The 17,701-nt window shown below is 37.0% G+C and carries 14 protein-coding genes and 1 pseudogene; 2 read left to right on the top strand and 13 right to left on the bottom strand.

Going from position 1 to position 17,701, the window contains the following annotated elements:
- Nucleotides 1–83 precede the first annotated feature (83 nt).
- Both LC095_RS08625 and rocF read right to left on the bottom strand, forming a co-directional pair.
- Complete coding sequence (locus LC095_RS08625; RefSeq protein WP_319005784.1) at nucleotides 84–1,277, bottom strand: ornithine--oxo-acid transaminase; 1,194 nt, start codon at nucleotides 1,275–1,277, stop codon at nucleotides 84–86.
- Nucleotides 1,278–1,294: 17 nt separating this feature from the next.
- Nucleotides 1,295–2,200 carry an arginase gene (gene rocF, locus LC095_RS08620; protein WP_226527772.1) on the bottom strand — a complete coding sequence of 302 codons (906 nt, stop codon included), beginning with the start codon at nucleotides 2,198–2,200 and terminating at the stop codon, nucleotides 1,295–1,297.
- A 170-nt stretch (nucleotides 2,201–2,370) separates the two neighbouring features.
- Here rocF and LC095_RS08615 point away from each other — a divergent pair.
- Nucleotides 2,371–2,505: pseudogene (locus LC095_RS08615) on the top strand (transporter); the annotation flags it as partial.
- Nucleotides 2,506–2,667: 162 nt separating this feature from the next.
- On the opposite strand, the gene LC095_RS08610 reads toward LC095_RS08615, so the two are convergent.
- Both LC095_RS08610 and LC095_RS08605 read right to left on the bottom strand, forming a co-directional pair.
- Nucleotides 2,668–3,276 carry an acetate uptake transporter gene (locus LC095_RS08610; protein WP_226527771.1) on the bottom strand — a complete coding sequence of 203 codons (609 nt, stop codon included), beginning with the start codon at nucleotides 3,274–3,276 and terminating at the stop codon, nucleotides 2,668–2,670.
- Nucleotides 3,277–3,498: 222 nt separating this feature from the next.
- Nucleotides 3,499–5,214 carry an ABC transporter ATP-binding protein gene (locus tag LC095_RS08605; protein ID WP_226527770.1) on the bottom strand — a complete coding sequence of 572 codons (1,716 nt, stop codon included), beginning with the start codon at nucleotides 5,212–5,214 and terminating at the stop codon, nucleotides 3,499–3,501.
- A 136-nt stretch (nucleotides 5,215–5,350) separates the two neighbouring features.
- On the opposite strand from LC095_RS08605, the gene LC095_RS08600 reads away from it, so the two are divergent.
- On the top strand, nucleotides 5,351–6,397 hold the full coding sequence (locus LC095_RS08600; protein ID WP_226527769.1) for a lactonase family protein: 1,047 nt from the start codon (nucleotides 5,351–5,353) through the stop codon (nucleotides 6,395–6,397).
- 45 nt (nucleotides 6,398–6,442) lie between these two features.
- On the opposite strand, the gene dgoD is transcribed toward LC095_RS08600, so the two are convergent.
- From dgoD to LC095_RS08555, 9 genes are all read right to left on the bottom strand, one after another.
- Nucleotides 6,443–7,591 carry a galactonate dehydratase gene (gene dgoD, locus LC095_RS08595; protein WP_226527768.1) on the bottom strand — a complete coding sequence of 383 codons (1,149 nt, stop codon included), beginning with the start codon at nucleotides 7,589–7,591 and terminating at the stop codon, nucleotides 6,443–6,445.
- On the bottom strand, nucleotides 7,588–8,223 hold the full coding sequence (locus tag LC095_RS08590) for a bifunctional 4-hydroxy-2-oxoglutarate aldolase/2-dehydro-3-deoxy-phosphogluconate aldolase (protein WP_226527767.1): 636 nt from the start codon (nucleotides 8,221–8,223) through the stop codon (nucleotides 7,588–7,590). The genes dgoD and LC095_RS08590 overlap by 4 nt, the downstream gene beginning before the upstream one ends.
- A gap of 56 nt (nucleotides 8,224–8,279) precedes the next feature.
- On the bottom strand, nucleotides 8,280–9,284 hold the full coding sequence (locus LC095_RS08585) for a Gfo/Idh/MocA family protein (RefSeq protein WP_264195966.1): 1,005 nt from the start codon (nucleotides 9,282–9,284) through the stop codon (nucleotides 8,280–8,282).
- A gap of 177 nt (nucleotides 9,285–9,461) precedes the next feature.
- On the bottom strand, nucleotides 9,462–11,624 hold the full coding sequence (locus LC095_RS08580; protein ID WP_226527766.1) for a glycoside hydrolase family 52 protein: 2,163 nt from the start codon (nucleotides 11,622–11,624) through the stop codon (nucleotides 9,462–9,464).
- 35 nt (nucleotides 11,625–11,659) lie between these two features.
- Nucleotides 11,660–12,490: a carbohydrate ABC transporter permease gene (locus LC095_RS08575; RefSeq protein ID WP_226527842.1), complete on the bottom strand. Its 831-nt coding sequence runs from the start codon at nucleotides 12,488–12,490 to the stop codon at nucleotides 11,660–11,662.
- Between the two features lie 84 nt (nucleotides 12,491–12,574).
- The gene (locus LC095_RS08570; RefSeq protein WP_226527765.1) at nucleotides 12,575–13,453 is read right to left on the bottom strand and encodes a carbohydrate ABC transporter permease; all 879 of its coding nucleotides are present in this window, start codon (nucleotides 13,451–13,453) and stop codon (nucleotides 12,575–12,577) included.
- 198 nt (nucleotides 13,454–13,651) lie between these two features.
- The gene (locus tag LC095_RS08565) at nucleotides 13,652–14,971 is read right to left on the bottom strand and encodes an extracellular solute-binding protein (RefSeq protein WP_226527764.1); all 1,320 of its coding nucleotides are present in this window, start codon (nucleotides 14,969–14,971) and stop codon (nucleotides 13,652–13,654) included.
- A 115-nt stretch (nucleotides 14,972–15,086) separates the two neighbouring features.
- On the bottom strand, nucleotides 15,087–15,872 hold the full coding sequence (locus LC095_RS08560; protein ID WP_226527763.1) for a response regulator transcription factor: 786 nt from the start codon (nucleotides 15,870–15,872) through the stop codon (nucleotides 15,087–15,089).
- Nucleotides 15,841–17,607: a sensor histidine kinase gene (locus tag LC095_RS08555; protein ID WP_226527762.1), complete on the bottom strand. Its 1,767-nt coding sequence runs from the start codon at nucleotides 17,605–17,607 to the stop codon at nucleotides 15,841–15,843. The genes LC095_RS08560 and LC095_RS08555 overlap by 32 nt, the downstream gene beginning before the upstream one ends.
- Nucleotides 17,608–17,701: the final 94 nt, after the last annotated feature.

The raw sequence follows: 17,701 nt of genomic DNA, 5'->3' as shown, positions 1-17,701 counted from the left end.
CAATTGATTGCTGATTTAATAATAGATTATAAAAAAATAGGGACAGTCCTACTATTGAAGACCATCCCTGGAAAGTGAATCAATTATGCTAAGACTTGCTTTATTCTTTCGATTGCCCAATCAAGCTCTTCTTTTGTTATGACTAATGGTGGAGCAAAGCGGATAACCGTGTCGTGTGTTTCTTTACATAACAGTCCCTTTTCTTTAAGCTTCTCACAATAGCCACGAGCAGGTTCCGTTAGTTCAACACCAATAAACAGTCCTCTACCTCTTACCTCCTTAATAAACGGGTTCTTTATTTCCTTTAATTTTTCCAAAAAATATATACCCAATTCTAAAGAGCGTTCGACTAGTTTTTCATCTTCCATAACATCAAGTGATGCAAGTGATACCGCACAGGCTAATGGGTTTCCTCCAAATGTTGACCCATGAGACCCGGGGTTAAACACTCCCAGAACATCCCGGTTCGCTACCACACATGATATAGGAAACACACCACCACCAAGCGCCTTACCCAAAATGTACATATCAGGTATGACCCCTTCCCAATCACAGGCAAATAATTTTCCTGAGCGTCCTAAACCTGCTTGAATTTCATCTGCGACAAATAAAATATTATTTGCTTTACATAATTCAGAAGCTTCTTTCAGAAAGCCTGATGGTGGTATATTAATTCCCGCCTCACCTTGAATTGGTTCGAAAAGAAAACCCGCCGTATTGGGTGTGATAGCTGCCTTTAAAGCCTGTATATCTCCATAAGGTATGGTCTTAATACCAGGCAACATCGGACCAAACCCTTTTCGGTATTCTTCATCAGATGATAGGGAGACTGCTGTCATTGTTCGACCATGAAAATTCCCTTCACATGCAATGATTTCCGCTTTGTTCTCTAAAATACCTTTTACCTGGTACCCCCATCGCCTAATTGCCTTCACAGCTGTTTCTACTGCTTCAGCTCCAGTATTCATCGGTAATGCCATTTCTTTTTTCGCTAGGCCGGTAATTCGTTCATACCATGGTCCAAGTAGATCATTATGAAATGCACGAGATGTTAAGGTCACTCGGTCAGCTTGATCTTTTAAGGCTTGAATAATCTTTGGATGACGATGACCTTGATTTACTGCCGAATAAGCACTAAGCATATCCATATACCGATTTCCCTCAGGGTCTTCCACCCAAACTCCTTCTGCTTTTGAAATAACAATAGGTAAAGGATGATAGTTATTTGCTCCATATTGTTTTGTTTGCTCAATGACTTGCTCTGATCTAGTTTTCATCATCATTCCTCCTTACTTTATAGAAGCTTTTCCCCAAATAGTGAACCCATTAACGCAACTGCCACTTCAGCTGTTTTATTTTTTTCATCCAAAATCGGATTCACCTCAACAAATTCAGCTGATGTAATCATTTTTGATTCTTCTAAAATTTCCATTGCTAAGTGGCTTTCACGGTAACTAATTCCCCCTAAAACGGGAGTACCTACACCAGGCGCATCACTCGGATCAAGTCCATCCAAATCAAGTGATAAATGAACACCATCTGTTTTATTTTTCAAGTAAGCGATTGCATCTTCCATTACCTTTGTCATCCCGAGTCGATCAATTTCGTGCATCGTATATACTCTAATTCCTTTTTCACGGATAAGTATTTTTTCTCCCTCATCCAATGAACGCGCACCAATAATGACGATATTCTCCGGCTTTATTTTTTCCGTATAACCTGCAATTGTTATTAAATCAGGGTGTCCAATTCCGAGACTTACTGCCAATGGCATGCCATGTATATTTCCTGAAGGTGATGTTTCACCTGTATTTAAATCTCCGTGTGCATCATACCAAATCACACCTAAATTTTGATAATGTTTAGAAATTCCGGCAAGTGTCCCAATCGCAATGCTATGGTCACCACCAAATACGAGTGGAAACGAACCCTTTTTTACGACTTCGTCCACAGCTTCTGCTAATTTTTGACTAGCATTGGAAACAGCCTGTAAATATTTCAAATTACTTCCGGCAGAAGTTTCCTCATCTTTTCCGGGCCTTCCGATTTGAATATCCCCTTTATCTTGAATCTCATAATCTAGCATTTCTAATCGTTCTACAACGCCAGCATAGCGAATTGCACTTGGTCCCATATCAACCCCTCGTCTGGATTGCCCTAAATCCATAGGAGCCCCTATGATTGTTATATGCTTTTTCATAACCCACTCCCCCTTTTTTTTATTGTATCTTAGAGGTGAGTGATGACTCAACTTGACATTGTTTTGTATATTTATTCACAAATATACAATATATAATATTTCAATATATATTTTTCTAACGTACACTTATTGTTTTCCATTGAAACATTAAGAATATTAATATTCTAATATATTACCTTAAACAGTCTCCAATCGCTCTTCCTAACGCAGCATTAACATTTGGTGCTGTGATTATTTTAATTTCTTATGGTGAAGGAGATTTATTTACCGGAAACACGTTTTATTATTCGTATACAGCTTTTCAACTAATTATGGGAATATATTTTCGATTATTAGATCTTTTTTTCGATTCCAAGGATATATTTTCGATTTTGCTCCTTTTATTTTCGATTAGACATTATTCGCTAAAATTCGAGCGTGTTCTTCTATTAAAAAGAGGCAACATCTCTGTTAGCCTCTTTTCTACATTATTTTTTAAAAATACCAAATGGTTTACCAACTGGTAAAACAACTTGGTCAAAATGTGTATTTAAAACAACAGCCGCAGATCCATAGAAGGACAGCAATGCAATGATCAACTCAGATACAGCTGCCAGCATATGAGTAGCTTCGTGCATAATGCCAAATGTGCTTAATGATAGCCCAATGAATAAGAAATCAATAAAAACAAATATAAAGAATAATACTTTATGAGTCTCCATAGCACCTATAGTCATATATACACTAAAAATCAAATAGCCGATAAACGCAACACCTAGTTGCTTCGGATCAGCATTTGCTGCTAAATTCTCGCCAAAAGCACCTAATTGGATCAGCCAGGACATACCAACACCAAACCAGAATAACCCGAATGCGCCGAATGCAGTTGTTCCAAAGATATTATTGTGCTTTGCATCTTGTACACAGGCAAACAATTGGGCTAGTCCGCCTAAAAAGAATGCCCACGGTAAAATAAACGATAAACCTTCTGTTAAACCTAGTTTTTGTGATGATGCAACAAGAGTCACCATCGCTAAACCAAATAGTCCTAGTGCGGATGGATCTGCTGTTGTAATTTTCACTTGATGATTTTTCATAAATACCTCCTAAAAAGACATACTCAAATACAATACAGAACAGAGGAATCGGTGTCAATTAATTTTTAGAAGTCGGATTATTTGAAAAATACGAGGTCTACCCGTGGTTTCTTGGTACATATATGTTGTAATCGCAACCACACTTAATTTACTTTTTTGCCGGTTTGGAAAATATTTTTGCAAATTCAAAAAAGCGGAACATTTCTGTTCCACCTTGTTATATTACCTCTGAAATTGTACTCGATGAAGATTGGCAAAAATTCCACCTTGTTCAATTAATTCATCGTGCTTACCCTGTTCAGCAATGCCATCCTCCGTCACAACAACGATGCGGTCCGCGTTTCGAATAGTTGCAAGACGATGTGCAATCACCAAAGTAGTCCTGTTTAGTGATAACTCTGTTAAAGCTTGCTGGATAATTAGTTCTGTTTCTGTATCTAACGCCGAAGTCGCTTCATCTAATATTAAGATCGGCGGATTTTTCAAGAACATTCTTGCTATAGCAATACGTTGCTTTTGCCCTCCAGATAACTTTAAACCACGTTCACCAATTTGTGTCTCATAACCAAATGGAAGTGATTCAATAAAACTTTCTAAATGAGCCCTCTTCGCTGCTTCTTCAATTTCTTCTTGTGTTGCTCCAAGTTTTCCGTACGCAATATTTTCTCTTAATGTGCCTGTAAAGAGGAACACATCTTGTTGTACAATTCCGATTTGTGAACGAAGTGATTGTTTGGTCATATTACGTACATCAATACCATCTATTTTGATTGAACCGTTATCAACATCATAAAAACGTGGAATAAGAGTACAAATGGTTGTCTTACCTGCACCAGATGGTCCAACAAATGCAATCGTTTCTCCCGCTGAAATCTTCAAATCAATTCCATCCAACACCCGCTTATGTTCATCATAGCCAAATGTGACATCTTTGAATGCAATATCTCCACGCAGTGTTTGAACTTCTACAGCATCCTTAACATCCTGGACATCCGGATCCATATCAAGCAACTCGGTAAACCTTTTAAAACCAGCCATTCCCTTCGGATAAAGTTCCATTAGAGCACTAATCTTATCAATCGGTTTAAAAAGGACATTGATATATAAGACAAACCCGACTAACTCACCGTAAGTAAGCTGCCCTGTATAGGTTAACCATGCTCCGACAACTAAAACTGCCAATGTGACAAATCGAGTCATCATATAAATTCCTGATAAGCTAAAGGACATGACTTTATATCCACCTAACTTAGCTTGACGGAATTTTAAGTTATTCACTGAAAAGCGTTTGTTTTCAAAGGTTTCATTTGTAAAAGATTGAACAACCCTGACACCTGAAACACTGTCTTCCACACGGGCGTTTACATCAGCAATTTCTCCGTACATTTTTTTCCAAGCTTTGTTCATCTTTAAGTTACTGACGACAATGATCCAGCCTAAAAACGGTAATATTATAAGTGCTACTAATGCAAGCTTAACGTTTACTGTGAACATAATCCAAAAAGCACCAACAAATGTCATGATGGAAATAAATAAGTCCTCAGGACCGTGATGGGCAAGCTCACCAATATCCATTAAATCATTTGTAATCCGACTCATAATATTTCCTGTCTTTGTGTTGTCAAAAAACTTAAATGACTGTTTTTGTACATGCTGAAACAGCTGCTTTCTCATATCTGTTTCAATATTAATTCCAAGCATATGTCCCCAATAATTGACGATATACTGCAGGAATGTACTTAGAATATATAAAACTAATAATGTGATACTTACAGATACGATTGCTGACCAATTTTCAGTCGGTAATAAAGAATCTATAAACCATTGAACCGCAAGTGGAAAGGCTAACTCTAATAGAGCTACTATGATCGCACTGCTAAAGTCAAAAATAAATAGCTTTTTATGAGGGATATAGTACGAAAAAAACCGCTTTAGCATCTTCCTTCTCCTTTTCTATTCCATATAAATACTATTATAGTAGCATATTTAGTCAAATAGCTATATGAAAATGTTGTTGTTTCCAATTAACTAACGATATAATGATAGGTATTACAAATTGAAAGGAGAATGACTCTTGCCAAAATTAATCGGTTATATCGGTACATACACAAAAGGTGAAAGTAAAGGAGTTTATAGCTTCACACTTGATACTGATGCTGCAAAACTCGGCGATGTAAAGCCAGCAGCAGAGTTGGACAACCCTACATACGTAAATATTAGCAGCGATAATAAAAATCTTTATGCTGTTGTAAAAGAAGGAAATCAAGGTGGGGTTGCTTCCTACTCGATCAACAAGGAAACAGGTGAGCTTCTTGAAATCAATCGCACATTACTTGATGGTGCTTCTCCATGTCATGTGAGTGTAGATGATCAAAACAAGCAGCTTGTGACAGCTAACTATCATAAAGGGACAGTGGAATCATTTTTAGTAAATGAAAGTGGAAAAGTATCTTCAGCTGTTACAGTAGTTGAGCATACAGGTCAAGGCCCGCACGAAAGACAGGAAAAGCCTCATACTCACTATTCCGGCTTCACACCTGATGGGAAATTCGTTGTGGCTGTTGACTTGGGTATTGATAAAATTATGACTTATAAAATTGAAAACGGTAAATTAGAAGAAGTTCACACATTGCTGGTGAAGGCCGGAAGCGGTCCAAGACATATTGCCTTTCATCCAAATGGCAAATTTGCTTATGTAATGACAGAGCTGAGCAATGAAGTGATCGCTTTAAGCTATAATCCCGAATCAGGAGTATTCACAGAACTTCAATATATCCCTGCTATTCCTGAGGATTTTACCGAAAACAGTCAAGGTAGTGCGATCCATATTTCTTCTGACGGCCGCTTTGTTTATGCAGGTAATCGCGGCCATGACAGCATTGCACTTTACAGTGTAAATCCAGATAGTGGTGAACTTACATTCATTGAATATACTTCAACAGAAGGCAATTGGCCACGTGATTTTGTCCTGGATCCTACAGAAAAATTTGTTGTCGCATCAAATCAAGAAAGCAGTAACCTTGTCCTATACGCACGTGATACAGAAACAGGAAAATTATCTTTATTAGATTCCAGTGTATCGGTTCCTGACCCTGTTTGTGTGAAATTTTTAAATAGTTAACTTCAAAAGGATGAGCAAAGCAATCATGCTCATCCTTTTTTCTCATTACCACTCCGCGATACTTCCATCCTTATGGCGCCAGACCGGATTTTTCCAATTATGACCTACACTACTCAACTTTCGAACATGTTCTTCATCCAATTCAATTCCCAATCCGTGACCATTTGGTATTTTTACATACCCATCCTTATATTCAAATACATTTTTCTCAACTATATAATCTAATAGGTCACTTCCTTCATTATAGTGAATACCTAGACTTTGCTCTTGGATAAATGCGTTATGGCAAGTAGCATCTACCTGTAAACAAGCAGCTAATGCAATGGGACCCAATGGACAATGAGGAGCTGCGGCAACATCATATGCTTCCGCCATTGATATAATTTTCTTACATTCAGTAATTCCGCCCGCATGTGACAAATCGGGTTGGATAATATCAACATATCCATCGTTAAATAACTGTTTATAATCCCATCTTGAATACATTCTTTCCCCTGTTGCAATCGGAATACTTGTAGCCTGGGCAATCTCTCTTAAAGCTTCATTATTTTCAGATAAAACAGGTTCTTCAATAAACATTGGCCTAAATACTTCTAATTCTTTAGCAAGTATTTTTGCCATTGGCTTGTGAACACGTCCATGAAAATCAATCCCTATCCCGATATAAGGACCAACAGCTTCGCGGACTGCTGCAATTCGTTCTAAAGCTTGATCAACTTTTTCATAGGAATCAATGATTTGCAGCTCTTCTGTTCCATTCATTTTAACGGCTGTAAATCCAGACTCAACGGCTTCTCGAGCTGCAATACCAACATCAGCCGGCCGATCACCACCAATCCATGAGTAGACTCTAATTAAATCTCTGCAAGCACCACCTAAAAGTTCATAAACAGGTGCTTCGAAGTATTTTCCTTTTATATCCCATAAAGCTTGATCAATTCCAGCAATTGCACTCATTAATATCGGACCGCCGCGATAAAATCCTGACCGGTACATCATATTCCAATGATCTTCAATTCGATGTGGATCTTTGCCAATTAATCCTTCCATTAGTTCTTTTACAGCAGCGGCAACTGTGGCCGCTTTCCCCTCAATAACTGGCTCTCCCCACCCAATAATCCCTTCATCGGTCATGATCTTAAGAAATAACCAACGTGGCGGAACTTGGAACAACTCATACCCGGTAATTTTCATTCAGATCTCTCCTTTACTTTTGAAACAAACTGCCTTGCTTTTGTTGCAAGCTGTTCCATATACTTCTCATCTACTCGCTGTTTCGAATTAACAAGGGCACTTCCTATTCCACAGCCTACTGCACCTGCATTTAAAAACGCATGAATATTTTCGAGATTAACCCCTCCAGTAGGTAAGAGAGGAATTTGAGGAAGCGGACCTAATATATCCTTTATGTAACTTGGGCCGAGAATCCCCGGGAAAACTTTAATAATATCTCCACCATTTTCATAGGCTGAAAGAACTTCTGTCGGAGTAAAGGCTCCTGGTATACTGACAGCTCCATACCTTTTCGTTAAAGTAATCGTATCGCTATTAACTGTAGGCGAAAGGATGAATTTAGCTCCAGCCAATATTGCATGTCTGGCAGTTTCAGCATCCAATACTGTTCCAGCACCAACTAATACTCGATCACCAAATTCTTCTGTTATTTTTTTAATAACGGACAATGCTTTAGGAGAATTCATTGTCACTTCAATTGTCGTCACTCCACCATCCAGAAGTGCTTCAGTTATTTTCATCACATCGTTTGGGTCTGCTCCACGAATGATGGCAATTATCTTATTTTCCAGTATTCTATTTAACGTATTCATTCCGATTCACCTCATTTTAAAATTACTTTAATAACTCCAATTTATGAGGTACTATTTCAAGTTCTGACTATTTTTCCCTTGCTTACATACTCACTTAATCGAATTGGCTTCTCCTTTTCAGCTGAATGCAAAGCCGCTACAGTTACTGCATGTGTTTTATATGCATCATGATAGTTCGAAAGAATCATTGAACGATCACCTGTTTTGACTGCGTGTATAAAAGCATTGTTTTCTTTTTCATAAGGATTCGCTTCATCTTTAAAAGAAGACGTTGTTCCTTTTTTTGAAGAATTCACCCCATCAAAGCCGACATGAAACAGCCCTTCATTTGTGTAATAGTCTAACCCGACACTTGAATCTCCTTCTGGTAAAATACATGTATTAGAAAGGTTGGCAATTACTCCATTTTGAAACTTTAGTGTTACAGTACCAACATCGTGTACAGAGACATTCTCATATTGCTCAGAAAGCGACCTTTTTCCGAATGAAGAATAAACTTCATCAACTTCGCCAACAGTATAGCGTAATAAATCGACTAAATGAGTTGTCTGTTCAATAAATTGACCTCCTGACGTACTTTGGTTTCGCCACCAAGGTACTAAAGGCATAGACCCCATCCAACCGCCTGTCACCATTCCAAGTGTACTGCTATTCAGCTCTTTTTTAAGTAAAGCAATCGAATCACGGTACCTGAAGTGATACCCTACAGATGTAGTAAGAGTTTGATCTTGAAGCTTGGACAGGATGTCTGCAGGTATATCCAGGTCAACTCCTAGTGGTTTCTCTACTAAAAATGGAATCTTTCTATTTAGTAATTCTAATTCAATATCTCCATGAGCAAATGGCGGAACACAAATATATACGGCATCAAGTTTTTCGCTATCAAGCATATTAACAACAGAGCTATATCCCTTTACATCATTGAAATCTTTAGCAAATTTATCTGCTTTTTCCTGACTTGTCCCACAAATTGCCTTAATTTGTACTCCATCCATTTTATTCAATATCTTTGCATGAACTCCGCTAAACCAGCCTGTACCAATTATCCCTACGTTAAGCATGATCATCATCCCCTCGATTTTTTAAATCATTTATTCTATCAGTTTACCTCATTTCGAAAACCCTTACATTATTATGACTAGATTAATTTTTAAAAAGTTTAAATATTCAACCTACAAGTTCCCAACACAAAAAGCTGACCATATCCCGGTCAGCTTTTTTATCGTTTATTCATTCAATTAAGAACCACTATATACCGCTTCTTTTTTACCTAACTTAAGGTTTTTTTCTCGTTCATCAAGCCATAATATACTTGTTACTCCCCTAGGATAATACTTACTCCCGGATATTTGACCTGATATAATTTGATCACTCCAGCTCCAAACAGATAAGGAGGGATGTGTTAACCATTCAACATGGGCAGCATCAGCCTTCGCTCCTGCTTCATCCCATTCCCAGCCTAATAGTTTCCGAGTAATAAATTGACTTAGATAGATTTTACTTAACCAAGAGTTATTACTAGTTGATGAGATTTTCCACCCACCGTCTTCAAATAAACATACACCTTCCACTAAAACAGTTTTTAAATGTTTTTCAAGAGCTCGAATATAATGACCAAAGCGCCCATTTGGATCAAGTGCATCTTCACAGTCAGTAAAATAAGGGAAGATTAACCCTTCGATAGCTGGAATTATTTTAGAATCATTGTTTTCACCCACAACAGCCGGGATATACCCTTCTTCTGTTACATAACCAACGAGAGTTGCTGCACATTTCTCTGCTTGCTCACCTGATTGTCTTGCAAGGTCAGCTTTTCCATTTTCAGCAAAGATTTTTTCTAACGCAACATATGATGCCCAGCATTTCCCAGCCATATAAATGTTATTTCTCGCCTGACCTAGTGATACGTCTAAACTGTCGTATGTTGTAATTTCAGCTCCACCCATCACACGTGTAGAATCAAGGCCCATCATTCCGTTACGTTCTTCTGGATCCGGGTGGTCACGATTTAGTAAACTTTCAAAACACTTAGAGAGAATCTCCATATTTTCCTCTAGCCATTTTGTATCTTTTGCTTGTTCCACATACACTGCTGCACATAAGATCCAATTCACAAGTTGTTCATGTGTCATGTGTGAGAAGCATCCATCTAATCCATATAATTCATATGATGAAAAATGAGGACGAGAGATTGTATTAGCTACACCCATGTCATGTGTAAAACTTATGCCGCCCGGATACTCTATTTCATCATTTGGAAAACGAACATTGTCTTCATAACTAAATCTCTTCACAAACATATCCAGCTCGTTTTTTACTGTCCATGGGTTCATTTTTATTTCAAAAAACAGTTGGTCGACTGTTAAATCAAAGGTATTCATCATGCGGTATTCACCTTCATTCACGATCCAAAAAGGCCGACCCTCCGTTTCAAGAAATTGTGTACATCCATAATAACTACGAATGGAATGAGCCATCATAAACTTCTGATCTTCTGATAAATGTGTGGCATGATCAACTAAATTGTTTGCTTTCTCAGCACGTTCAATAATAGCAGCTGCATTTTCTAAGGCATATGCTGCGACGGACTCAATGTTTGGAAAGTATTTTGTATAATAATATGAAGCATCGAGACCTGCTGTCACATATCCAGAACGGTGAAAACAAATAGCGAATTGATATGTACGGCTAGTCCCTGCTGGTACATCCATAATCATTGCCGCAATTGGACCTAATCCAAATGTCCAGTTTTCCTCAAAAGGTGTTGTTAAAATATTTTCCATACTGAAATGCATGGCTGACCTTACATCAGGACTTGCAGACACAATGCTAGTTATTCGACCTTGACCTACGCCTGAAATTCCTTCACATGTATCATCCAATCGTCGCATTGAACTATATGGATCATTTCCTTCATAACCAAAAAAGGCACGTCTTGTTTTTGTTCCTTTAGTATTATCGATTGTTAGCTCAGCAATAACGGCAGGTACAATTGTTAATTTCATCTCTTCATCTGTAGCTGTTTGTGGATCTGGTACAGATCCTGTCTGAGAATACACCGTAAATGTAATATCTCCCGCTTTCCAAGTATCTGTTCCAAGCTTAAAATCACGAGTTACTTCATTTTTAGGAAAAGGGAATATGATTTTAGGTTTATTTTGATCCGGATCCGGGTTTTCTATATCATAACGCTTACTTTCATCGTCTCCAACGTCGAAAAATGGCAGTGCGTCATACAATCCCTCTTTTTCTTTTGACTCGACGCCGATAAATACACTTTTTCTTGGAGAACGTCCCAATTCAAGGTCAAGTCCACCCCCACTGCCTGGAAAACCTAATGTAAAGCTGGAAAAAGAACCAATAGGTGAATGATGAGCATTAAAAAACTGATTTTTTGGCATAAAACCCCTGCTTTCTTAGTTAATAAAGATAAGAATTATCCTTTTACAGAACCAGCAGCAATTCCTTCTACAATTCGATTACTAAAGAAGAAGAAGGCAATTAATATTGGAATTATACTGATCATAAGTGTTGCACCGATTGCACCCCACTCTGTCATGTATTGCCCGATAAAGTTTTGAATTCCGACTGTTAATGTTTTATATTTATCAGAACTAATGAAGGTGTTGATAAATATAAACTCATTCCAGTTGTATATCATATTGATAATGACAGTAGTCGATAAAACAGGAGCTGTCATCGGTAATGTTATTTGAAAGAAAATACGATGTATGGAACACCCGTCAATAACAGCAGCCTCTTCTACCTCACGTGGTAATGTGTAATAAAAGCCCATTAAAATCATAATCGTAATTGGCAGGTTAAAAGCTACATATGATAAAACAACAGACAATGGATGATCAATTAAATTGAGCTTCAAGAAAAAATCAAAAAGCGGAATTAATGTTGAGTGAACAGGAATCATCAACCCTACCATAAATAAACCTAATACTAATTTATTTAACTTCCATTTCATTCTCGTAATCGCGAACGTAACGAAGCTCGCTAAAAGTACTGTTAAAACAACCGCTAATACGGTTATCCAAACACTATTAAAGAAATATAAACTAATATTCCCTTCTGTCCAAACGGTTGTGTAATTCTCCCATTTTGGATTCGTTGGGAGAGCAAATGGAGAGTTGCTAAATACCTCTTGATTATCTTTTAATGAGAAGAAGAATAACCAAATAAGTGGATATACTTGAAAGACAGCAATAACTGCAAGAACAAGATATAGCAGTCCATATCCAATTCGTTTTCCTATCATACTTTCTGACTTTTTGGTAGTGGCAGTAACATTTGAGTGTGTTTGTTGTTTCACTTCTATGCTCATGTGGATCCCGCTCCTTTCTTAATACTGAATTTCTTCGCCAGTGGCTGTTAGTTTTCGAATAATCCATGTTACGACTAAACAGATTAGTAGTAAGAAGAAGCCAACTGCGCTACCGTAGCCGAAGTCATATGTCCCAAATGCCTTTTGGTACATATAGGATGCCATGACCTCACTTGAACCATTTGGTCCTCCACCAGTCATCACATAGATAAGATCAAAATATTTTAGTGAACCAACAATCGCTAACACAATTGTTACCTTAATGACACCTGCAATAAGCGGAACTTTAATTTTATAAGCAATTTGAAAAGCATTTGCTCCATCAATTCTTGCAGCTTCAATAAGAGACTCAGGTATGTTTTTCAAAGCTGCATAATAGATTAAGATATAAAACCCTGCATATTGCCAAATAATCGGAACAAATATAGCACCCAGCACATACTTAGGTTCTGCAAGCCATGCAGGCGGGTTATCTATACCCAATGACATAAGTAAACTGTTCACCAATCCGTTTGAAGGATGATAGACCTTTAACCAAAGCTGAGCTATGGCAACTGAAGAAAGCAGCATTGGAATGAGATATATTTTCCTTAAAAAATTCGCTCCTTTAATCTTTCCGGCAAGTACTAATGAAATGATTAGATAGCCTACTAAACTTAAAGCTGAAAATATCGCTAGTAAAAAAGAATGATACGCACTAGTCCAGAACTCTCCATCTGATAATAATTCAATATAATTATCAAGACCGATGAAGGTCATCTCTCCTATTCCATCCCATTTCATTAATCCATAATAACCCGTTAAAGCGATTGGCACATAAATTAATACCAAAATGAGTAATAGTGCAGGTAAAACATATAGTGCAATGACTAATTTATTGGACATCACTTTATCCATTGTTTTCTCACCTTTCTTTTTAAAGGTTGGTATGATTCAGGACTTACATCCCCGTCATTTATATTTCAAAAAAATGAAATTTGAAGTTTTGTTTTGCGGAGAGATAACTTTATTGAGGCTATATGGGTATAAAAAAGGACATATCGCTCAATATTGATATGTCCTTTTTCACTTCACATGCTTCTAAAGACCGTTAGCTTACTCCTCACTAGCAAGAGCTTCTTCATGTGCTTTCGCAAATTCTTCCGGTTTTACTTCTCCACCAAATAATGCTTGAATCATATTTAAGTGCTCTTCTGCAACAGATGCACTCATTTGAACATCGGCGTATAATGTAATATTACTTGCATTGCTTAGCTCATCTAATACATCAATATACATTTGTGGTAAATCAACAGAAGCTGTGTCAACTTTTGTTGCAGGGATAACGCCAGCATCTGTTACTGAACGCTCACCCCATTTTTGCACAAAGAATTTCACGAATTTTTTCGCTTCTTCTTTCACCTCTGAATCTTCAGAAACGAACAAACCTACTCCAGGACCACCAACAAAGCTGTTAATATCACCTTTTCCACCTTCAACAGTTGGGAATTTAAAGAATCCAATTGAATCTCTGAATTCCTGTGGAACATCTTCATTTGTAGTGTAGTTTGGTAATTCCCAAGAACCCATTAAGTACATAGCTGCTTGCTCATTCATAAACGGACCTTTTGCTTCATCATTGGATAATCCGTTGAAACCCTTTACAAATGCATCCATACCAACTAAATTTTGAATTTCTTCCGCAGCTTTAACTAGTGCTGGATCTTCAAAAGTTCCAGAACGATTGATAGCATTTGTTAATGTTTCAGGACCACCGAGACGGTCAGCTAAATACATATACCATAAAGACCCAGTCCAACGATCTTTGTTTCCTAATGTTATTGGTGTCACACCATTGTCTGAAAGGGTCTTTACAATGTTTTTAAAGTCTTCATAAGTTTCAGGTACGTCTAGATTGTATTTTTCAAAGATTTTCTTATTGTAGTACACTGGTGCAATGTTTAATTCAAGTGGTAAACCATATGTTTTTCCATCTACAGCATAAGCTTCAGTTGTTCCTGCGATAAAAGAATCTTTTAGACCACCTTCTAAAATATCATCAAGTGGTGCAAATTTATTTCCCTTTACGTATGGATCTAAGAACCCTGCTGCCCATGTCATTCCGACATCTGGTAACTCATTTGATGCTGACAGTACTTTTAGTTTTTCCTTGTATTGCTCATTACTTAAAATTTCTTGTTCAATTTTAACCCCTGGATTTGCTTTTTCATATTCTGCTGCAATGTCATTGACAATCATATTATGTTGTTTCGAGCTTCCCGAAGGCCAAAGGTGCATGAGTTTTACTGTAACATCATCTCTACCAGAGCTCCCTTCACTTGACTCTCCTGAGCTGGAGCTTGAACAACCTGTTAATGCGAGCCCTAAAATCATTGTAAGGGCAAAAAATATTGATATCGCTTTCTTTTTTAACATGAATCTTTCCCCCTCTTACTTTTTATCATTCCTTTGTTATGCGCTTACAACGTCATTATATCAACGTTTTTTCTATAGAATAAGGTAACGATGGTTGGGGAAAATTCCACTTATTTTAGAAATCCTTCATCATTGCCGTTTTTCGATATTTGCTTGGGGTTTGTCCCTCGTATTCCTTAAAAATTTTTATGAAGTATTTAGCGGTATTATATCCAACCGCTTCTGCAATCTCTGATACAGGCAAGTTTGACTCGATTAAAAGGTTTTTTGCTTTCTGCAGACGGCTTCTCGTTACATATTCGCTAAAAGTCATTTTTGTTTGATCCTTAAAAAGCACGCTAAAATAACTGGAATTTAGGTGAACAAAGGCTGCCACTTCTTTTAGTGTTAGTTGCTCATTAAGATGTTGATCAACATAATTCATCGCTCTCTGAATATGGGAATCTTCCTCCTTTTCCTCTACCTTTACATCTACTAACCTCTCATCAATAATCCTTGTCAGTTTTCCTTCTCTTTCACGTTTCTTTTGAACTTCAACAGCTTTCTCAACGGCTTCTATTAATTTCTTTTTACTAAGAGGCTTTAATAAGTAATTTAGCACACCTAATTGAATTGCTTCTTGTGCATAATCAAATTCTGAGTATGCAGAGATAATAATTACAACAGGATATTGCTTTTGTACTTGAAGTCTTTTGAGCATTTCTATTCCATTCATTTCAGGCATAGAAATATCTGTAATTAAAATATGGATTTCTTTTTGTTTTAAAATATCTATTGCTGCAGTTGCTCCATCTGTGCAGATAATTTCAAACTGTCCATTTGCCCAATCTTCAAGCGTTTTCTTCAATCCTTGCCTTGTTCTAGGCTCATCATCCACGATTAAAATTGTTTTTTTCAACATATGCCCCACCTCTATTTATCGGAATTTGAAACGACACACAAGTTCCTTCGTTTGGTTTGCTTGAAATGTTAATTCCATTTAATTCATGCTGTTTATAGTAAAGATTTAAGCGTTTATTTACATTACTAAGTGCCATACCATTCCCCTTTAATGATGATACCTTCCCTTTGTCCAGCAAGCCTTTAATTTTCTTTATGGTGTCCATCTCCATACCAGGACCTGTATCAAGGACTGAAATCATGATATAACCTGGATGAGAAGATAATTCCACAATGACATGCACAAAACCGCTTCCAACTTTATTGCCAACTCCATGTAAAATGGCATTCTCTACAATCGGCTGAATGAGCAACTTAGGAATAGGAACAGTTTCCAATTCTGAAGATATACTTACCTGCCAGGTAAATCGTTCTCCAAATCTCATTTTCATGAGCTGCATATACAATTCAACATGCTCTAATTCCTGTTTAATGCTTACCCATTCATCTTGTTTTTGGTTACTGATGGTATAACGAAATAATTCCGACATAGCCAATACCGTTTCCGCCAGCTCATCCTCACCTTTTTCATCTAAAGACCAGTACATTGCATCCAATGTATTGAAAAGAAAATGGGGATTAATTTGGGATTGCAAAGCTTTTAATTCAGCATGACTTTTTAATATTTCTTTTTCATAAACAACTTGAATTAGTTCATTCGTATTTTCAACAAGCTGATTATACGATTCATTAAGTCTATTAATTTCAATTGTCGAAGATATCTGCGGATTCAACGTAAGTTCTCCCTCACTTGCTTTCTTCATTGTTTTTGTTAAACGAAAAATCGGTTTCGTAATCATAGTAGATAAAAACACCGCAAAAAAGGAGAAAATTAAAAACCCAAAAATACCTGATAAAAGAATAGCTGACCGCAATACAGTAATACCGCCCATGACCTCATTAACTGGTGTTAAAATATACAGTGTCCATCCTGTAATAGAAGATGTTTGTTTCACCAACATGAAATCGCTTCCATTTAATGTTAGTGTTTTTTCTTTTTCCTTAATGATTGGTGAAATATCTCCATTGTAATTACTTGAAATTTGCTTATTATTTTGATCCACCAGAATCATATATTCATTGTTTAGTCGGGTTTCACTGAATTCAAAATAATTAGGATTAATTTGTAATACGATATACCCACCGTTTGAAAACCATCGATCGATTAAGCTAACTCTTCTTATCGCAAGGTAATAATAGGGTTCATTGGGGTCTTGTCCTATCCAGACCAATTTTCCTTCGGCCCTGTCAGCTTCTGAAATCCAGCTCTGACTTATCCGCTTATTTAATGCTTCACCATCAAGAGGGATTAACTTTCGATTATCAGCTGAGTAAATTTCTAAATTATTTATACCATTTGTGTAGGTTAAGTATTCATTACTAAGCCGGACTAATGCTTGTCTTTGTTGAAAAGTAGCCAGTTTTCCCTGTGATTCATCTTGAAGCATCTGTTGTATGGTTGAATTTGTTGCAACTTGTCTTGTTAATAAATCAATTTGCTGGTGAAGCGATTCCATCCTTCCGTTTGCTTCGACTGCAGTCTGCTGTATTTGTTTTTCAGCATTGTCTTGCAATAATGTTGAAACAATAAAATACGTCATGATACCAACAAAACACAAAACAATTGTCATCACTGTAATAAAAACTAGTAATATTTGATTACGTAATGTATTGTATCTACCTAATTTAATCCACATTCAAGCCCATCCCCAACCTTTATGAATAACTAATATAGTAAAATACTACTTTCTTACTTTATCATACCTGTATTTACTTTATCATACCTGTATT

It is taken from the genome of Metabacillus niabensis, assembly GCF_020524345.1.
Taxonomy (GTDB): domain Bacteria; phylum Bacillota; class Bacilli; order Bacillales; family Bacillaceae; genus Metabacillus; species Metabacillus niabensis_B.
This window is presented reverse-complemented; position numbering and strand designations above follow the sequence as displayed.

Coding starts and splice junctions, on each gene's coding strand:
- LC095_RS08610 (WP_226527771.1), bottom strand. CDS start 3,276: ATGAAAAATCATCAAGTGAAAATTACAACAGCAGATCCATCCGCACTA.
- LC095_RS08560 (WP_226527763.1), bottom strand. CDS start 15,872: ATGTTGAAAAAAACAATTTTAATCGTGGATGATGAGCCTAGAACAAGG.
- dgoD (WP_226527768.1), bottom strand. CDS start 7,591: ATGAAAATTACCGGGTATGAGTTGTTCCAAGTTCCGCCACGTTGGTTA.
- LC095_RS08590 (WP_226527767.1), bottom strand. CDS start 8,223: ATGAATACGTTAAATAGAATACTGGAAAATAAGATAATTGCCATCATT.
- LC095_RS08580 (WP_226527766.1), bottom strand. CDS start 11,624: ATGCCAAAAAATCAGTTTTTTAATGCTCATCATTCACCTATTGGTTCT.
- LC095_RS08575 (WP_226527842.1), bottom strand. CDS start 12,490: ATGATAGGAAAACGAATTGGATATGGACTGCTATATCTTGTTCTTGCA.
- LC095_RS08570 (WP_226527765.1), bottom strand. CDS start 13,453: ATGGATAAAGTGATGTCCAATAAATTAGTCATTGCACTATATGTTTTA.
- LC095_RS08555 (WP_226527762.1), bottom strand. CDS start 17,607: ATGTGGATTAAATTAGGTAGATACAATACATTACGTAATCAAATATTA.
- LC095_RS08565 (WP_226527764.1), bottom strand. CDS start 14,971: ATGTTAAAAAAGAAAGCGATATCAATATTTTTTGCCCTTACAATGATT.
- LC095_RS08585 (WP_264195966.1), bottom strand. CDS start 9,284: ATGCTTAACGTAGGGATAATTGGTACAGGCTGGTTTAGCGGAGTTCAT.
- LC095_RS08605 (WP_226527770.1), bottom strand. CDS start 5,214: ATGCTAAAGCGGTTTTTTTCGTACTATATCCCTCATAAAAAGCTATTT.
- LC095_RS08625 (WP_319005784.1), bottom strand. CDS start 1,277: ATGAAAACTAGATCAGAGCAAGTCATTGAGCAAACAAAACAATATGGA.
- rocF (WP_226527772.1), bottom strand. CDS start 2,200: ATGAAAAAGCATATAACAATCATAGGGGCTCCTATGGATTTAGGGCAA.